The organism is Micromonospora sp. DT62 (assembly GCF_049847285.1).
Lineage (GTDB): Bacteria > Actinomycetota > Actinomycetes > Mycobacteriales > Micromonosporaceae > Micromonospora > Micromonospora reichwaldensis.
On record NZ_JBNCOB010000022.1, the window covers coordinates 1 to 16221 of the forward strand.

General features: G+C 73.2%; 19 protein-coding genes. 5 read left to right on the forward strand and 14 right to left on the reverse strand.

The features are described from left to right. Nucleotides 1-70: 70 nt before the first annotated feature. From mshC to ACPXCB_RS24465, 4 genes are all read right to left on the reverse strand, one after another. Nucleotides 71-1309: a cysteine--1-D-myo-inosityl 2-amino-2-deoxy-alpha-D-glucopyranoside ligase gene (mshC, locus tag ACPXCB_RS24450; RefSeq protein WP_425877849.1), complete on the reverse strand. Its 1239-nt coding sequence runs from the start codon at nt 1307-1309 to the stop codon at nt 71-73. An 87-nt stretch (nt 1310-1396) separates the two neighbouring features. Next, nucleotides 1397-2215: an SCO1664 family protein gene (locus ACPXCB_RS24455; RefSeq protein ID WP_425877850.1), complete on the reverse strand. Its 819-nt coding sequence runs from the start codon at nt 2213-2215 to the stop codon at nt 1397-1399. Then, the gene (locus ACPXCB_RS24460; protein ID WP_425877851.1) at nt 2212-2796 is read right to left on the reverse strand and encodes a DUF3090 domain-containing protein; all 585 of its coding nucleotides are present in this window, start codon (nt 2794-2796) and stop codon (nt 2212-2214) included. The genes ACPXCB_RS24455 and ACPXCB_RS24460 overlap by 4 nt, the downstream gene beginning before the upstream one ends. A gap of 289 nt (nt 2797-3085) precedes the next feature. Beyond that, nucleotides 3086-3799, reverse strand: a complete 714-nt coding sequence (locus ACPXCB_RS24465) for a histidine phosphatase family protein (protein ID WP_425877852.1) — start codon at nt 3797-3799, stop codon at nt 3086-3088. 938 nt (nt 3800-4737) lie between these two features. On the opposite strand from ACPXCB_RS24465, the gene ACPXCB_RS24470 reads away from it, so the two are divergent. Beyond that, on the forward strand, nt 4738-5334 hold the full coding sequence (locus ACPXCB_RS24470; protein ID WP_425877853.1) for a hypothetical protein: 597 nt from the start codon (nt 4738-4740) through the stop codon (nt 5332-5334). Nucleotides 5335-5740: 406 nt separating this feature from the next. On the opposite strand, the gene ACPXCB_RS24475 is transcribed toward ACPXCB_RS24470, so the two are convergent. Continuing rightward, complete coding sequence (locus tag ACPXCB_RS24475) at nt 5741-6577, reverse strand: undecaprenyl-diphosphate phosphatase (protein WP_425877854.1); 837 nt, start codon at nt 6575-6577, stop codon at nt 5741-5743. Further along, nucleotides 6574-7626, reverse strand: coding sequence for an LLM class F420-dependent oxidoreductase (locus ACPXCB_RS24480; protein ID WP_425877976.1), 1053 nt, complete (start codon nt 7624-7626; stop codon nt 6574-6576). Before ACPXCB_RS24480 ends, ACPXCB_RS24475 begins: the two co-directional genes overlap by 4 nt. A gap of 177 nt (nt 7627-7803) precedes the next feature. On the opposite strand from ACPXCB_RS24480, the gene ACPXCB_RS24485 reads away from it, so the two are divergent. Beyond that, nucleotides 7804-8775 (forward strand): aldo/keto reductase, encoded by a 972-nt coding sequence (locus ACPXCB_RS24485; protein ID WP_132237889.1) that lies wholly within the window; start codon nt 7804-7806, stop codon nt 8773-8775. Nucleotides 8776-8803: 28 nt separating this feature from the next. Here ACPXCB_RS24485 and ACPXCB_RS24490 read toward each other — a convergent pair whose 3' ends face one another. The 3 genes from ACPXCB_RS24490 to ACPXCB_RS24500 are packed head-to-tail and all read right to left on the reverse strand — an operon-like array spanning nt 8804 to nt 11110. Next, nucleotides 8804-9700, reverse strand: a complete 897-nt coding sequence (locus ACPXCB_RS24490) for a hypothetical protein (protein ID WP_425877855.1) — start codon at nt 9698-9700, stop codon at nt 8804-8806. A gap of 22 nt (nt 9701-9722) precedes the next feature. Then, complete coding sequence (locus ACPXCB_RS24495; RefSeq protein ID WP_425877856.1) at nt 9723-10784, reverse strand: WXG100 family type VII secretion target; 1062 nt, start codon at nt 10782-10784, stop codon at nt 9723-9725. Continuing rightward, entirely contained in the window at nt 10781-11110 is a 330-nt protein-coding gene (locus tag ACPXCB_RS24500) for a hypothetical protein (RefSeq protein ID WP_121397959.1), read from the reverse strand. Before ACPXCB_RS24500 ends, ACPXCB_RS24495 begins: the two co-directional genes overlap by 4 nt. A gap of 92 nt (nt 11111-11202) precedes the next feature. On the opposite strand from ACPXCB_RS24500, the gene ACPXCB_RS24505 reads away from it, so the two are divergent. Then, entirely contained in the window at nt 11203-11622 is a 420-nt protein-coding gene (locus ACPXCB_RS24505) for a YbaB/EbfC family nucleoid-associated protein (RefSeq protein WP_425877857.1), read from the forward strand. Then, a complete protein-coding gene (locus ACPXCB_RS24510) occupies nt 11619-12674 on the forward strand; it encodes an SseB family protein (RefSeq protein WP_425877858.1) in 1056 nt (351 codons plus the stop codon). Before ACPXCB_RS24505 ends, ACPXCB_RS24510 begins: the two co-directional genes overlap by 4 nt. A 15-nt stretch (nt 12675-12689) precedes the next feature. Here ACPXCB_RS24510 and ACPXCB_RS24515 read toward each other — a convergent pair whose 3' ends face one another. The 3 genes from ACPXCB_RS24515 to ACPXCB_RS24525 form a co-directional block, all read right to left on the reverse strand. Beyond that, nucleotides 12690-12851, reverse strand: coding sequence for a hypothetical protein (locus tag ACPXCB_RS24515; RefSeq protein ID WP_425877859.1), 162 nt, complete (start codon nt 12849-12851; stop codon nt 12690-12692). 82 nt (nt 12852-12933) lie between these two features. Beyond that, the gene (locus tag ACPXCB_RS24520; RefSeq protein WP_026874506.1) at nt 12934-13140 is read right to left on the reverse strand and encodes a helix-turn-helix domain-containing protein; all 207 of its coding nucleotides are present in this window, start codon (nt 13138-13140) and stop codon (nt 12934-12936) included. Then, the gene (locus ACPXCB_RS24525; protein WP_151454303.1) at nt 13140-13619 is read right to left on the reverse strand and encodes a DUF2975 domain-containing protein; all 480 of its coding nucleotides are present in this window, start codon (nt 13617-13619) and stop codon (nt 13140-13142) included. The genes ACPXCB_RS24520 and ACPXCB_RS24525 overlap by 1 nt, the downstream gene beginning before the upstream one ends. A gap of 139 nt (nt 13620-13758) precedes the next feature. On the opposite strand from ACPXCB_RS24525, the gene ACPXCB_RS24530 reads away from it, so the two are divergent. Further along, nucleotides 13759-13950 (forward strand): DUF5703 family protein, encoded by a 192-nt coding sequence (locus tag ACPXCB_RS24530; RefSeq protein ID WP_121399254.1) that lies wholly within the window; start codon nt 13759-13761, stop codon nt 13948-13950. Between the two features lie 77 nt (nt 13951-14027). Here ACPXCB_RS24530 and ACPXCB_RS24535 read toward each other — a convergent pair whose 3' ends face one another. After that, nucleotides 14028-14681 carry a hypothetical protein gene (locus ACPXCB_RS24535; RefSeq protein ID WP_425877860.1) on the reverse strand — a complete coding sequence of 218 codons (654 nt, stop codon included), beginning with the start codon at nt 14679-14681 and terminating at the stop codon, nt 14028-14030. Between the two features lie 60 nt (nt 14682-14741). Then, a complete protein-coding gene (locus tag ACPXCB_RS24540) occupies nt 14742-16064 on the reverse strand; it encodes a M20/M25/M40 family metallo-hydrolase (protein WP_425877861.1) in 1323 nt (440 codons plus the stop codon). Nucleotides 16065-16221: the final 157 nt, after the last annotated feature.

Sequence of the window (16221 nt, forward strand, 5' to 3'; positions counted from 1 at the left end):
CTAGAAGACACCACGGTCAGTCAGAGGCTGAGTCAGACCGACCGGGTGACCCGCTCCCACATCATCACTGTCAGAGGTGGATGCCGAGGAGGGCGTCCAGGGTGGCGGCGAAGAGGGCGGGGGCGGCCGGGTCGTCGGCGGTGCCCGCGAGGGTGGCCTCGGCCCATCCGTCGGCCAGCGCCAGGGCGCCCGGCGAGTCCAGGTCGTCGGCGAGGCGGGCGCGTACGCTGGCCAGGAACTCCTCGCCCGACGGGCCGGCGGGCGCGGCGGCGGCCCGCCGCCAGCGGTCCAGCCGCTCCAGCGACGTCGCGAGCAGCTCGTCGGTCCAGGCGCGGTCGGTGCGGTAGTGCCCCGAGAGCAGGGCCAGCCGGACCGCCATCGGGTCGACCTGGTCGGCGCGCAGCCGGGAGACGAAGACCAGGTTGCCCCGGGACTTCGACATCTTCTCGCCGTCGAGGCCGATCATGCCGGCGTGCACGTAGTGCTGCGCGAAGGGCGCGGCGCCCGTGAGCCGCTCGGCGTGCGCGGCGGAGCACTCGTGGTGGGGGAAGATCAGGTCGTTGCCGCCGCCCTGCACGTCGATCCGGTCGCCGAGCAGATTGAGCGCGATGACCGTGCACTCGATGTGCCAGCCGGGACGGCCGGCGCCCAGCTCGCCACCCGGCCAGGACGGCTCGCCCTCGCGGGCGCCCCGCCACAGCAGCGGGTCGAGCGGGTCGCGCTTGCCGGCCCGGTCCGGGTCGCCCCCGCGCTCGGGGAAGATCTCCAGCATCTGCTCCCGGGTCAGGTTGGACTCGTAGCCGAAGCGGGGGGTGGCGGCGATGTCGAAGTAGACGTCACCGGTGCCGTCCTCCAGGCGGTACGCGGCCCCGTCCTTGAGCAGCAGGAGGACCTTGTCGGCGATGTCGGGGATCGACTCCACCGCGCCGACGTAGTGCGCCGGCGGGATGATCCGCAGCGCCTCCATGTCCTCGCGGAACAGCGCGGTCTCCCGCATCGCCAGGACCTTCCAGTCCTCGCCGTCCCGCTCGGCCCGCTCCAGCAGCGGGTCGTCGATGTCGGTGACGTTCTGCACGTAGTGCACGTCCCGGCCGGCGTCCCGCCACACCCGCTGCACCAGGTCGAACGCGATCATGGTGGCGGCGTGGCCCAGGTGCGTGGCGTCGTACGGGGTGATGCCGCAGACGTACATGGTCGCGGTGCCGGCCGGATCGCTCGGGTGGGCGCCCTGCCGCGCAGAGTCGAACAACGACAGCGGCTGGCCCCTGCCCGGCAGCCGCGGCACCTCATGTCCCGCCCAAGAGTCCATGACCGTCAGCCTAACCAGCCGACGCGGCGCGGCAGGCCCGGCCCATAGTGATCAACATGACAGCCCCGTGGGACGGAACGGACGCGCTCACATGGGGGGCCAGGGCACCGCCGGCCAGTCCTGCGACGGCTGCGGGAACAGGCCGGTGTGCCGCAGCCGGTCGACCCGCGCCGCCAGCTCGGCGACCTCCCGGATGGTCAGGTGGTCGGCCAGCTCGGCGCCGAGCGCCCCGGGGAGCTGGCCGGCGAGTGCGTCGAGCATCTCCACGGCGTCCGCCGGCAGTTGCCGCCCGGCCCAGCCCCAGAGCACCGTGCGCAGCTTCTCCTCGACGTGGAAGCACACCCCGTGGTCGACGCCGTAGATCCGGTCGTCCGGACCGACCAGCACGTGCCCGCCCTTGCGGTCCGCGTTGTTGATCACCGCGTCGAGCACCGCGAGCCGGGCCAGCCGCGGATCGTCGGCGTGCGCCAGCGCGTACGGTGTGCCGTCGTCGTCGCGGGCCGCCGCGATCGGGAACCACCGGGGCGGCAGCGCGTCGGCCGGCACGAACCCGACCAGGGGCTCGGCCTCCTCCGGCTCGTCGATCCAGAGCTGACACGACCCCGGGCCGAACGGGCCGTCGCGCAGCACGGTCGGCGGCACCAGATCCCAGCCGGTGGCCCGGGAGACCACGTACGCCGAGACCTCGCGGCCGGCCAGCGTGCCGTCCGGGAAGTCCCACAGCGGGCGCTCGCCCCGCACCGGCTTGTAGACGCAGCGGGCCGTCACCCCGTCGAGGGTCAGGATGCCGCGCAGGGTGGTGTTGGAGGCGTCGACGAGCCGCCCCTCCAGGTCGAGGTGGCCGTCACGCAGCAAGCGGAGCGCGGCCTCGCCGTCCTGTCGGGGCTGGAGATCCGACGACGTCACCGGTGATAGCCGTTGTGGCGCGGACAGAGATGGCCGGCGGGGTCGAGGGGCTGGCCGCAGAGCGGGCAGGGCGGACGGCCGGCGTTGACCACCCGCCGGGCCCGCTCGATGAACTGTCGGGTCGCCTCGGGCGTCAGCCGCACCCGGAGCCGGTCGAGGTCCTCGTCCGGTTCCTCGTCCTCGTCCTCGGCGTCCTCGTCGTCGTCGGGCTCGCCGAGCTCGACCTCGACCTCCGCCTCGCCCACGGCGATGGCTTCGATCACCACGGTCGCGGTGTCGACGTCGAACGCCAGCCCGAGCGTGCCGACCCGGAACTCCTCGTCGACGGGCGTGTCCAGCGGGTCGTTGTCGCCGACGACGGCCACCGGCTCGGGCAGGTCCACCCCGAAGCGGCGCTGCGCCTCGGAGAGCAGCTCCTCGAGCTTCTCGGCCAGCAACGACACCTGGACCTTCTCCAGCGCGACGCTGACCAGCCGGCCACCGCCGCGCGCCTGGAGGAAGAACGCGCGCTCCCCCGGCGGCCCGACCGTCCCGGCGACGAACCGCTCCGGCGGCTCGAAGGCGTGCACCTGGTGGGTCATACCCACGACCCTATCCGGCGCGCCACAGCGCCGCGCACCCCACCGACGCGAATCGCCGTACCCCCGCCGCGCCCGGCACACCGTGCGCCGCACCCGGGCGTGGCGGCCGGCGAGACCCCGGGCCCGCACCGCAGCGTGGTCGCGGACGGGACCCTCGGCCGGCACCGGCGCGCGGACTCCTCGTCGGCCGGGGCGAGCCTCGCGGGCGGGACGGCCGCCACGCACCGGCGCCATCCCGCCGGACGCGGCACCCTGCCGCGAGGCCGTGGGTCGGGTCGCCGCCGGGCCGTCACCGGCCCGCTCCCGCGCCGCCGCCGACCGGCGCGTCCGAGTCGGCCGCGCCGGCCGCCCGCGCCGCCCGTCGGCGCCGCTTGCGCGGCGGCGGCACCAGCCCGGCCAGGTCGCCGCCGGTGTCGTTGAGCCGCATCAGGAACGGCCGCAGCGGCGTGTAGCGGATCGCCGTCACCGAGGCCGGGTCGGCCACGATCCGCTGGAACAGATCCAGGTGTACGCCGAGCGCGTCGGCGACGATCGCCTTGATCACGTCGCCGTGGCTGCACGCCAGCCAGACCGCCTCGGGGCCGTGCTCCGCCGTGATCCGGGCGTCCCACGTACGCACCGCGGTGACCGCCCGCGCCGCCATCGCCGCCATCGCCTCCCCCTCCGGGAAGACCGCCGCGCTCGGGTGCTGCTGGACCACCGGCCAGAGCGGCTCCTTGGCGAGTTTCTTCAGCGGCTGCCCCTCCCAGGAGCCGTAGCCGCACTCGATCAGCCCCTCCTCCACCACCGGTGCGACCCCGGGCAACGCCAGCTCCAGGGTCTGCCGGCACCGGATCAGCGGGCTGGTCACCACCGCCGCGAGCGGCACCGTCCGCAGCCGCTCGCCGACCGCGGTCGCCTGGGCCCGGCCCGTCTCGTCCAGTTCCACGGGCTGACGGCCGGCCAGCCCGCCGTCGGCGTTCGCGGTCGTCCGGCCGTGTCGCAGAAGCAGAAGGGTCGCCACGGGACCACCCTATGACCTGTGTCCGGCCACGGCTGCCTCCCCGGTGCGGGGTATGACCCGCGCTCCCCATCTGCGCTACGGCCCCGAGCCCGACTCACCTCGACGGCGCTGACCGCCCAATCGGCGATGGCAGGCCCCACACCAGGCGTAACACCCCCGGCCCGCACGTATCCCGCATCGCCCCGCGCCTGCCGGCCCCGCGCCCACACCACGTCGGCGTCGGCGTCGGCGTCGGCGTCGGCGTCGGCGTCGGCGTCGGCGTCGGCGTCGGCGTCGGCGTCGGCAGATCTTGGAACGAGAGTGCCCCTTCAGGGGCCGATCCTCGCCAAGATCTCGCAACCGGGGACGGCCAGACAGGCTCGGCTAACCGTTGACCATGCCCCGGGCCGGCGCCGGGCCGGACGTGGCGGTGGGCGTGGTGACCGCGAACCGGATGACCGCCCGCGGAAGCCACCAACGGACATCACCCGATACCCACATGTCGGGTTCATCCCCTGGCACGCGGCTTCGCCGCCCCTCTACCCCGACCGACACCAATCCGGAACGCCTACCACAACCCGCACCACACCCACCCGAAACGAGTCGACATCGAGACGGATGTCCGGTTTCGAGGTGTGACCGGGGGCATCGTGGGGGCGGAATCGTGGCCGGCCCCGGGTCGTTACACCATGCGTACGACCGAGCAAGGGCACGCCCCGCCTCCCGGGCAGGTGGCCAGCCCGGGCCCCGGAATGATGGCGGCCGGCAGGTCGTTACACATGGTCCCGGCCCATGTGCAGGGCATCCCCCTCCGCCCCACGCGGCCGACTCTGATCTTTCCTCCGGCAGGACGCCGGAGGTTCCCCGTTGTTCATCGAGCGCCGGACGGTGCTTGCACCCGCACACAGAGCCGATCCCCCTTCGGTGTGTGGTGCCAACCCCCGAATGGAGCGTCCCCCATGAACACGTTCATTCGTAACAGCGTTCTCGGTATTGCTGGTCTCGCGTTCGCCGGTGGCGTGGCTGCCGGCCCGATGACCGACAGCACCCCGACGACTGTCGACACCACGCCCGTGGCGGCTGTGGCCATGCAGGCTGACAAGCCGGCCGTGGACAAGGGCAAGCTGGTCCCGCACGGTGTGCAGGGCGCCCAGTCGCACGTCGACCTGTCCGACGAGCAGGTCGCGAACGTGAAGGCGATCATCGCGGCGACGAAGAAGGCCGGCATGGACGAGCGCGCCGCGGTGGTGTCGATCGCGACGGCGTTGCAGGAGTCGAAGCTGGAGAACCTGGGACACCTGGGTGACCGCAACGACCACGACTCGCAGGGCCTGTTCCAGCAGCGCCCGTCCTCGGGTTGGGGCACCATCGAGCAGATCACCGACCCCGAGTACTCCACCACGGCGTTCCTCAAGGGCCTCAAGCAGGTCGACGGGTGGCAGGACATGCCGCTGACCAAGGCCGCGCAGACGGTGCAGGTGTCGGCGTACCCCGACCACTACGCCCAGTGGGAGCAGCAGGCCGCCGACCTCGTGACCGAGCACTGGAACAGCTGACACAGACTTTCACCACAAGGGGGATCGCTGGCCGGCACCCGAACACGGGGTGCCGGCCAGCGGCACATCCACCACGACACCACCCACCACCCCACGGCCGGCACCCCGACAGGGGCGCCGGCATCTCCAGCCCGAGATCTTGGACAGTTACCGCTCACCGCCAACGGCAACTGTCCAAGATTTCGACGTAAGGACGGCGAGCGCGGCTGACGCAATCCAGCGAGAGCGAATACGCTCCTCGGCCTTCGGGTCGCCGGGGTTGTGGTCCGGGTGCGAATCGCGGCGCCAGACGCCAGAGCGCCAAGGCGCCAGGCAGGCAGTGACGGCCGGCGGTGGTCGGACACGGACCGGCCCCCGTCCGGTGGTGCGGGGACGGGGGCCGGTCGCGGGGGCAGGCGCGGGCGGATCAGGTGGCGCTGATGGTGCCCGTCATCAGCAGGGCGAGCACCAGGGTGCCCACCGCGACCCGGTACAGCACGAAGACGTACAGGGTGTGGTGGGCGACGTAGCGCAGCAGCCAGGCGATGGCCGCGTACCCGACGCCGAAGGCGATGATCGTGGCGACGACCATCTGGGCCATGCTCGGCACCGACGTGCCGGGCGCCGCCGGCTCGAAGACGTCGCCGACGCTGAAGATCCCGGACATCACCACCGCCGGGATGGCCAGCAGGAACGAGTAGCGCGCCGCCGCCTCCCGGGTGAGGTTGAGGAAGAGCCCGGCGGTGAGCGTGCCGCCCGAGCGCGACACCCCCGGGATGAGCGCCATCGCCTGGGCGAAGCCCATCACCACGCCGTCGCGCATCTTGAAGTTCACCAGGGTGCGGGTCTGCCGCCCCCAGTACTCGGCGAACGCCAGCACGAAAGCGAACACGATCAGCGTGGTCGCCACCAGCCACAGGTTCCGGCCGGCGGTGCGGATCTGGTCCTTGAACAGGAAACCGAACAGCCCGATCGGGATCGAGCCGACGATGACGTACCAGCCCATCCGGTAGTCGAGGCTGGAACGCACCGACTTGTCCCTGATGCCGACCAGCCACGTACGGGTGATGCGCCAGATGTCCTTGGCGAAGTAGATCAGCACCGCCGCCTCGGTGCCCAGCTGGGTGACCGCGGTGAACGACGCCCCGGCGTCCCGGTCGAAGAAGATCGCCGAGGTGATCCGCAGGTGACCGGACGAGCTGACCGGAAGGAACTCGGTCAGTCCCTGGACGATGCCCAGGACGATGGCCTCGACCCAGGTCACTCCCCGACTCCCGAGAGGTCCAGCGCCTCGGCGACGGTACGCAGGGTCTGCACGCCGCTGTCCCGGTCGGCCGCGAACAGGGTCACGGACAGGGTGGTGACGCCGGCGGCGGCGTACTCCCGCATCCGCTCGGCGATGCGCTCCTTCGGGCCTAGCAGCGAGGTGCGGTCGATGAACTCCATCGGCACCGCGGCCGCGGCGTCGCGCTGCCGCTTGGCCAGGTAGAGCTCCTGCACCTCGCGGGCGGCGTCGCCGTAGCCCATCCGGGTGGCGAGCTGGTTGTAGAAGTTCTGCTGGCGGCTGCCCATGCCGCCGACGTAGAGGGCCGCGTACCAGCGGACCAGCTCCGCACAGGTGGCGATGTCGTCGCCGACCACCACGGGCACCGACGGGACCACGTCGAAGCCGGCGAGCTCCTTGCCGGCCTTCGCCCGACCGGCACGCACCGACGCGAGCTGCTCCTCGGCGAACTCGGGGGCGTAGAAGACGGCCAGCCAGCCGTCGGCGATCTCGCCAGCCAGTTCCAGGTTCTTCGGGCCCACGGCGGCGAGGTAGATCGGGATGTGCTCGCGCGGCGGGTGGAAGCCCAGCTTCAGCGCCTTGCCCGGGCCGTCGGGCAGCGGCAGCGTGTAGAACTCGCCGTCGTACGCGACGGACTTGCGGGCGACGGCCAGCTTGACGATGTCCACGAACTCGCGGGTCCGCGCCAGCGGCTTGGCGAACCGTACGCCGTGCCAGCCCTCGGAGACCTGCGGGCCGGACACGCCGAGGCCCAGCCGGAACCGGCCGCCGGACAGCGCGTCGATGGTCGCCGCGGTCATCGCGGTCATCGCCGGGGTACGGGCGGGAATCTGCATCACCGCGCTGCCCAGGTCGATCCGCTCCGTCTGCCCGGCCATCCAGGCGAGCATGCTCGGCGAGTCGGAGCCGTAGGCCTCCGCCGCCCACACCACCGAGTAGCCGAGCCGGTCCGCCTCCTGGGCGAAAGCCAGGTGATCGGCCGGTGTGCTCCACGCCGTCTGGTATCCGAGGCTGAGCCCGAGTCGCACTAGGTCCTCCCCCATCCGCACCACAGGTCGCATCAGGTTACGCAATGCCGCAAGTCGACCCGTTCACCGGTCGCCACCACCGGGGGCGATGCCCGGACGGTCGGAAACGCGACGCCCCCGGCACACTTGACGGGAGCGAGGATATCGGCGGGCCCTCGTTCGAAATAAGGTTCACCCATGCAACAGCGACCGCTCGGCCGAAGCGGGCTGGCGGTTTCGCGGCTCGCGCTCGGCACCATGACGTGGGGCCGGGACACCGACGCCGACGATGCGGCCGCCCAGCTGAAGAGTTTCCTCGACGCGGGCGGCAACCTGATCGACACCGCCGACGTCTACGGCGACGGCGACGCCGAGTCGGTGATCGGGTCGCTGCTGGGCTCCCTGGTGCCGCGCGAGGAGTTGCTGATCGCCACCAAGGCGGGGCTGCGACCGGGCAGCGGCCGGCGGCGGGACGGTTCCCGGGGGCACCTGTTGCGCACGTTGGACGCCTCGCTGCGCCGGCTGGGCACGGACCACGTGGACCTGTTCCAACTGCACGGCTACGACCCGGACACGCCGCTGGAGGAGACGCTCGCGGCGCTCGACCACGCGGTGGCCAGCGGCCGGGTCCGCTACGTCGGGGTGTCGAACTTCGCCGGCTGGCAGACCGCGCGGGCCGCGGCCTGGCAGACCGCCTGGCCGGGGCGCGCCCCGGTGGTGGCCGCGCAGGTGGAGTACTCGCTGCTGGAGCGGGGCGTGGAGCGGGAGGTGCTGCCCGCGTGCGAGGCCCTCGGGCTGGGGGTGCTGCCGTGGTCGCCGCTGGGCCGCGGGGTGCTCACCGGCAAGTACCGGCACGGCCGGCCCGCCGACTCGCGGGCGGCCTCGCCGCACTTCGAGCGCTTCGTCGCCACCTACCTGGAGCCCCGCTGCTCCAGCATCGTGGAGGCGGTCGCCATCGCCGCGGGCGGGCTGGGTGTCTCCCCGACGGAGGTGGCGCTCGCCTGGATCCGCGACCGGCCCGGGGTGGTGGCCCCGATCCTCGGCGCGCGGACGGTCGGGCAGTTGCTCGGCGCGCTCCAGGTCGAGCGGGTGACCCTGCCCGAGGAGATCGTCACCGCGCTCGACGACGTGTCGGCGGTGCCGGTGGGCTACCCCGAGCGCGACGGCTGACCCCGCGTCGCGCGGGGCGAGCGCGCGGTCAGGCCGTGGGGCGCTGGCCGGGCACGTCGCGTACGGCGGCGAGGAAGCGGGACTGGTCGTCGCGGGTGGCCGGGTTGACGATCCGGATCCAGGACCCGTCGTCGAACACGATGGTGGACGGGAACTGCATGAGGCGGGCCCCGTGCTCGGACTCGATGCGGGCGATGCGCCGCCGCGGCACGCTCCACAGCACCTGGGGGCGCCGCCGGTCCTCGCGGTCGAGGTCGGGGCGGCGGCCCATCCGCAGCAGGTGCAGGTGGGTGTCGGTGACCGCCAGCGGGGTGCCGGTGTAGCGCTCGAGGAAGAGCAGCAGGCTGCCGGCGAGGGTGGCCAGGTCGCCGCTGAAGACGTACCGCCGCCGGTAGGCGATCTCGGCGAGCTGGTCGGCCAGCGGTCGGTAGCGGCTGAGCCGGAACAGCGCGCGGAACGCCTCCTGCTCGTCGGTGAGCGGCAGCGGTTCCCGGGGCGCGCCGCCCGGCGCCGGTTCCGGCTCGGCCGGCTCCGGGGTGCCCGCGGCGAGCACGGCGGCCTTGCCGGGCAGCAGCAGGACGCCCGCGGCGATGCGTACGGGCGTCAGCACGGCGTCCACCCAGGCGACCGGGTTGACGATGTTGAGCAGCCCGAACAGCGCGCGCGGATCGAGCGCCTCGGCCAGCTCGGCGTTGACCCGGTCGGCGAGCTGGCTGCCGGCCCGGTGGTTCTCCGGGGCCCGGACCGGCGCCAGGCCGACGTAGCGGATCTCCTCGTCGGGCAGCAGGGGCGCCACCAGGGCGCGCTCGGGCTCGTCGGTGGTGCGGAACTCGTCGCGCAGCTCACGGGCCTTGTCCCGGGCGGTCCGCGCACCGCCCAGCACCGCGTCGGTCAGCCGGCCCAGCCGGCTACGCCCCTCGGACACGCCCCACCCCCTCGATCGGCCGTCACCTGCCGGCCGGCTGCTGCGCCGGCGGCTGCCCGAAGACATTCTGGTCGATCCACTCGGCGCCGCCCTGCACCGCCGCGTCGACCTTGTCGCCGACCTGGTCCATGCCGGGCACCGACAGGCCGGAGACCATCGCGACGGTGCCCCAGGTGGCGCCGTGCACGACGGAGTTCGGGATGTTCCACGGCAGGTTGGTGGCCCAGTCCCGGCCGATCATCCGCGCCCCGTCGGCCATGCCGTGCGCCCGCAGCGCCCCGAGGCGCTCGAACGTGCTCATGTCGAACGGCGAGCCGGACTTGCCGAGCTTCCAGGTGCCCTTCGCGGGGTCCATGAACTTGTGGTGCCACTTGTCGGCGTCGCCGGCGGCGCGGCGCTTGTCGGCGTACTTCTGGCCGGCGCGCAGCGCCTTCTGCTTGTCGACCAGCTTGTCCAGGTGGTTGCGCAGCTTGCGCAGGTGGAGCAGGACCCGTTGCAGCAGCCGGATGACCTTCTGCAGGTGCGTCGCCAGCGGTCGGATGATCTTCAACATCCGGGTCAGCGCGATCATGCCCCGGGTGACCCCCAGCGCCACCCCGGCCGCCCAGGACGCCCCGGCGGTGAACGGGGCCATCAGCAGCGCGGTGACCAGCGTCACCAGCAGGAAGTTGACGAACTCGACGCAGATGTCGACCAGGACGTCGTGCACCGTCTGGAGCGCGTCGGCCACCCCGCGCAGGTACTCGGCCGTGGCGGCGAACTGCGCGGCGACGTCCAGCAGCTGCTGCTCGACCTCGGCCAACCGCCTCCCGTACGCCTGGCCGGACGGGGAGCGCCAGCCGGCCTGTTCGGCCTCGCGCACGCTGCGGTGGCCCATCGCCAACTCCCGCACCTGCGCGGCCAGCGCGTCCCACTCCGTGGCCTTGGCGCGCAGCGCGGCCGGCTCGCCGTCGACGAGGTCGACGAGCTGGATCAGCGGCCAGGCGAGGGTGCGGCAGACGCTGTCGACCACCTTGTCCACGCCGGACAGGGCGGTGTCGATGCCGTTCCAGAGCTCGACGGCGGTGCCCGCGGGCCCACTCACCGGGGCATCCCGGCGCCGATGGCGCGGAAGGAGGCGTCGATGTCCTGCTCGTTGCGCTCGTAGGCCTCGGCCGTCCCGCCCAGCGCGCCGCCGACCCGCTCGAACGCGTCGTGGCCGGACCGGAACAGCTCCATCCCCCCGGTGACCTGCTCGGCGTACTTCTCGCGGAGCATGTCGCTGACGAACGGCAGGTGCCCGAAGGCCCCGTCCGGTATGTCGCCCGCTGACGTGATCCGGCTCTCCAGCGCGGTCAGCGAGGTGGCCACCCGCTTCGCCGCCGCCTCCAGCCGACGCACCGCCTGCACGTCGACGTCGATGTCAGGCACGCCGTTCCTCCCCCACTCGCCCGGCGGGACGACGATACGATCATGCCGCCGCCGGGCGCCACCCCGGACGGCACCGCGCACGGGAGGTTCTCATGTCTGACCCGCTGTCCGCGTTCGACGCACTCGCCGGACGGCTCGCCGACATCGAACGCCGCTTCGCCGGGCTCACCGACGACCTGGACGAGCTGAGCGCCACCGCCACCGACGACAGCGGCCTGGTCACCGCGACCGTCGACGCCACCGGCGAGCTGAGCGACCTGAGTCTCGCCCCGACCGCGCTGCGGGTGGGCACCGAGGACCTCGCGGCCATGGTGCTGCAGGCGTACCGGCAGGCCCGCGCGGCGGCGACCGCGCAGCTCGACGAGCGCACCGGGGGTCTCGACGCGACGCTCGGCGCGGGCCTGAACGGGATCTTCGGCACCCCCGGCGACTTCGCCTCGCTGGGCCGCCTGGAGGAGGCGATGGGACGGCTCGGCCGGCTCGACGGCCGCCTGCCGGGGCCGCCGGCATGACGTCGCCGGGCTGGCCAGACATCGTCGCCCGGCTCCACGACACGCTGTCGGGCTGCGACCGCGACACCGACCTGGAAATCGCCGCCGGCCCCCGCCGGCTGCACCTGATGGTGCGCCGGGACACCGTCCGCGGGGTCTGCCCGCCCTACGACGAGCGACGCCTGGCCGAGCTCGGCTGGCAGGCGCCGCGCGGGGCCGGCGGTTGGTGGTACGAGACGCCGCGCACCGCCGAGGGCCTGCGCTGGTGGAGCGGGTTCGCGGCGCAGACCGCCGCCACGGTGCTCACCACGGAGCCCCGAGCGCTGTCCTGCCAGATCCTCCCGCCCACCGGTCCCCGGGTGCGCCCGGAGCCGACCGTGCCCCGCGTCCGGGCCGCGGTACCCGTCACCGGGGCCGGGCACGCCGCTGCCGAAGCCGAGCGGCCCGCCTCCGAGGCCAAGGAGCCCGTCGCCGGGGCCGAGCGGCCCGTCGCCGGAGCTGGGCAGCCCGCCGCCGAAGCCGAACACCCCGCTGCCGGGGCCGAACACGCCGCTGCCGGAGCTGAGAAGCCCGCCGCCGAAGCCGAGCACCCCGCCGCCGGGGCCGCGCGCGTGCCCGCCCAGCCGCCCGCGGAACTGCCCACGGATTCGTCCGCGGGCCCCGCCACGGACGAGGCGCAGAGCGGGGCGGACCCGGGCGGCGGCCCGTCCGTGCTCGACCTGCTCAGCGAGGTCGGCGCGCGGCGGGACCTGCCCGGCTACCTCGGCGTCCTCGCCGCCGCGGCGGTCTGCGTACCGCTGGCGGCGGAGCCGGGGCCGGACCGCGAGGTGCCGTGGACGATCGTCACCGACCCGACCGGCGCACCGCTGCTGCCCGTCTTCACCTCCCCGGACGCGCTGACCGCGTTCGCCGGGGAGGGCGTGCCGTTCGTCGCCGTGCCCTGCGCGGACCTGCTCGCCGACTGGCCCGACCCGGCGTGGGGGCTGGTGGTGGACGCGGGCACCCCGCGCGCCCTGGCCCTGGGGGCGGCGTCGCTGGCCGCCCTGCTGGCGGCGAACCCGCCCACCGGCTGACCGCCGGTCGGCGGCCTACCGCAACCGGCCGCGCCGCGCGAGCCGTACGGCGAACACGACCGCGCCGACGACGAGCACGACGCCCAGGAGCTGGAGGCCGGGCGAGTCGTCGGCCTCCCCGTGCACGACGCCGGCGACGCCGAGCGCGCCGGCGAGGAGTGCGAGCAGGTACTTCATGGTGTCTCCCCGGTGGCGGCCGGGGTCCCGGACCTGCCGGCGCGCGGTACGTGGCCGTCGGTCCGGGGCGTGGCGCGCGGGTTCATTCGTCGACCCACTCGAGCAGGTCACCGGGCTGGCAGTCGAGCACCCGGCACATGGCCTCCAGGGTGCTGAACCGGACGGCCTTGGCCCGGCCGTTCTTCAGCACCGCCACGTTCGCCGGCGTGAGTCCGACGCGCTCGGCGAACTCGCCGACGCTCATCTTGCGTTTCGCCAGTTCGACGTCGATGCGGACGACGATGGGCATCAGATCACCGCCTCCATGTCGGTGCGCAGCGTGGTGGCCTGCCGCAGCAGCGCGCGCATCACCACCATCAGCAGGCCCAGCACGGCGACGCCCACCAGCAGCAGGAACAGCAGCAGCGGCAGCCCGGGGTCCGTGGCGTTGAAGCCGACGTAGAGGAAGACGCCCAGCAGCACGACCCAGGCGGCGACGATCGCCCAGACGATCGCGTCCACCCACGCCAGCGAGGCGTCGCTGAAGATGCGGTCGCGCTTGACCAGGGTGAGCAGCTTCCAGGTGGACACGACCACCACCTGGACGCACAGCACCCAGAACACGGCGACGGCGGTCATCGGCCACCTGAGGTAGGCCTGCTCCGGGGACTCCTCGGCCATGTGGGCGAACTGCCCGGGCAGCGAGAAGGTCTGGAGCATGACCAGGATCCCGAACAGCACGACGAGGAAGACTCTGAGCGGGGCTACCGCTCGATGCTCGTTGAACATACATCGACTATCGCTCTCAACCTATCGAAAGTCAATCGGTTTGGCGATGGTCGGGAAGCCGGGCGACCACGCCTCGCAGCGGCGCGGCTCACCGGCGAGGGGGTGGCGAAGGCCTGCTGGGCTGGGCAGCATGGAGGTCATGGACTACGAGTACGCGCCGCTGCGGCTGCCGCCGGACGTCGACCGGTTGACCGCCGCGGCGCAGTTGGCGATCCAGGCGGAGTTCTCCGGGTGGGAGTTGGCGCGGGTGCGGCTGTACCGCGACGGCACGCGGCAGGTGGTGCTGCGCCGCCGCCGGGTCAACCAGCCGCAGCCGGGACTGTCGTACTGACCACGAAAGCAAGGCCCGGGGCCGACCGTCCGGTCGAGCCCCGGGCCTGCGCCGCCTGACCGGCGGGCCGTCACCGCCTAGTGGGCGTGGTCGTGCTCCTCGTCGAGCTCCATGAAGGGGTGCTCGTCGAGTCGGCCGACCAGCCGGTCGTCGGCGGCCGGCTGGAACGGGCCCACCGGGTCGTCGTCGTCGAACGACTCCAGGTCCACCGGGGTGCCGACCTCGCTGACCATCACCACGCCGTCGAGCGCCTCCAGCTCCGGCACGTCCAGCGCGCCCAGCGAGCCGTCACCGCTCTGCAGCAGCTCCAGCACCGCCTCGCCGACCCCCTCGACGGGCTCCGGCTCGTCCTCGGCCGGGGTGCCCTCCCGCCGGGCGGCCTCGGCGACCCGGATCAGCGCCGACACGCTCGGCACCCGGTAGTCGCGCCGCTGGCGCACCGAGATCACCCGCGGGTGCGGGTCGGTGGGCTCCACGCCCTCCGCGGCCCCGAAGCGCTGGTCGGCCTCCTCCGGGTCGATCGACTCGACGTCCCACGGGGTGACCTCGCCGAAGGCGTCCAGGAGTTGCTCGTCGTACGCGAAGGACGCGTTGTTGAGCGCGACGTACGCCTGCCAGACGTCGTCGTCGTCGACGCGGCCCTGTGCGGCGCGGACGGCGGCCAGGTGGTGGCGGGCCGCATCGATCACGCGCTCGAGGGCGGCGTCCAGCTCACCGTGCTGGTCGGTCATGTGGGTCAGTCCCTTCACGATCAGTGGTTCCCGCCGGGACACCGGGGTTCCTGGCGGGGGCTAGCAGGTGCGGAGGAACCGGTCGAGAACCCGCACGCCGAACTGTAGTCCGTCCACCGGAACCCGCTCGTCGATGCCGTGGAACAGCGCGGAGAAGTTCAGGTCGGCGGGCAGCCGCAGCGGCGCGAAGCCGAAGCAGCGGATGCCGAGCTGCGAGAACGCCTTCGCGTCGGTGCCGCCGGAGAGCATGTACGGCACCGGCCGCGCCCCCGGGTCCTCCGCGCGCAGCGCGGCGGACATCGCGTCGACCAGGTCGCCGTCGAACGTCGTCTCCAGCGCCGGCTGGCGCTGGAGGTACTCGATGACGATGTCCGGACCGACCAGCTCGCGCAGCTGCCGTTCCAGCAGTTCCGACTGCCCCGGCAGGCTGCGGCAGTCGATGGTGGCGGTGGCCCGGCCGGGAATGACGTTGTCCTTGTACCCGGCGGCGAGCCGGGTCGGGTTGGCGGTGTTGCGGATCGTCGCGCCGATGATGTTGGCGATCGGCCCGAGCTTGGCGATGGCGGTCTCCGGGTCCTCCGGGTCCAGCTCGATGCCGAGCAGGTCGGAGACCTCCTCCAGGAACGCCCGGACGGTGTCGGTGACCACCACGGGGAAGCGGTGCCGGCCGACCCGGGCCACCGCCTCGGCGAGCGCCGTGACCGCGTTGTCGTCGTGGATCATCGAGCCGTGCCCGGGGCGGCCCCTGGCGTGCAGGCGCAGCCAGTCGATGCCCTTCTCGGCGGTCTCGATCAGGTAGAGCCGCTGGCTGTCGTTGACCGAGTACGAGAAGCCGCCGACCTCGCCGATGGCCTCGGTGCAGCCGTCGAGCAGACCACGGTGCCGCTCGACGAGGAAGTGCGCGCCGTAGTCGCTGCCCGCCTCCTCGTCGGCGGTGTACGCGAGCACGATGTCCCGGGGCGGGCGGACCCCGGTGCGCTGCCAGTGCCGCACCACCGCCAGCACCATCGCGTCGAAGTCCTTCATGTCGATGGCGCCCCGGCCCCACAGGTAGCCGTCGCGCAGCTCACCGGAGAACGGGTGCACCGACCACTCGTCGGCGTCGGCGGGGACGACGTCGAGGTGGCCGTGCACCAGCAGCGCCCCGCGGCTCGGGTCGGTGCCGGGGATGCGGGCGACCAGGTTGGCCCGGCCGGGCGCCGACTCGTGGATGACGGACTCGACGCCCACCTCGGCCAGCTTCTCCGCCACGTACTCGGCGGCGAGGCGTTCCCCGGCGCTGGTGTCGTTGTCCCCGGTGTTGGTGGTGTCGATCCGCAGCAGGTCACGGCAGAGGTCGACGACCTCGTCGGTGGGGTCGGGTCGGGCGAAGTCGCTCGTCATCAGACTCCTTCTGTGAGTGTCCCGGGCCTTCGGGCCGGGGAGGGGGAACGGGACCTCCTGCAAGACAGGTCAGGGATGGCAGGGTCGCCGTCAAGGCCGACAGAAGTACCGCACGGATACCGCAGGTCCGGTTCCAAACTATCGTGTTAGCTTGTGA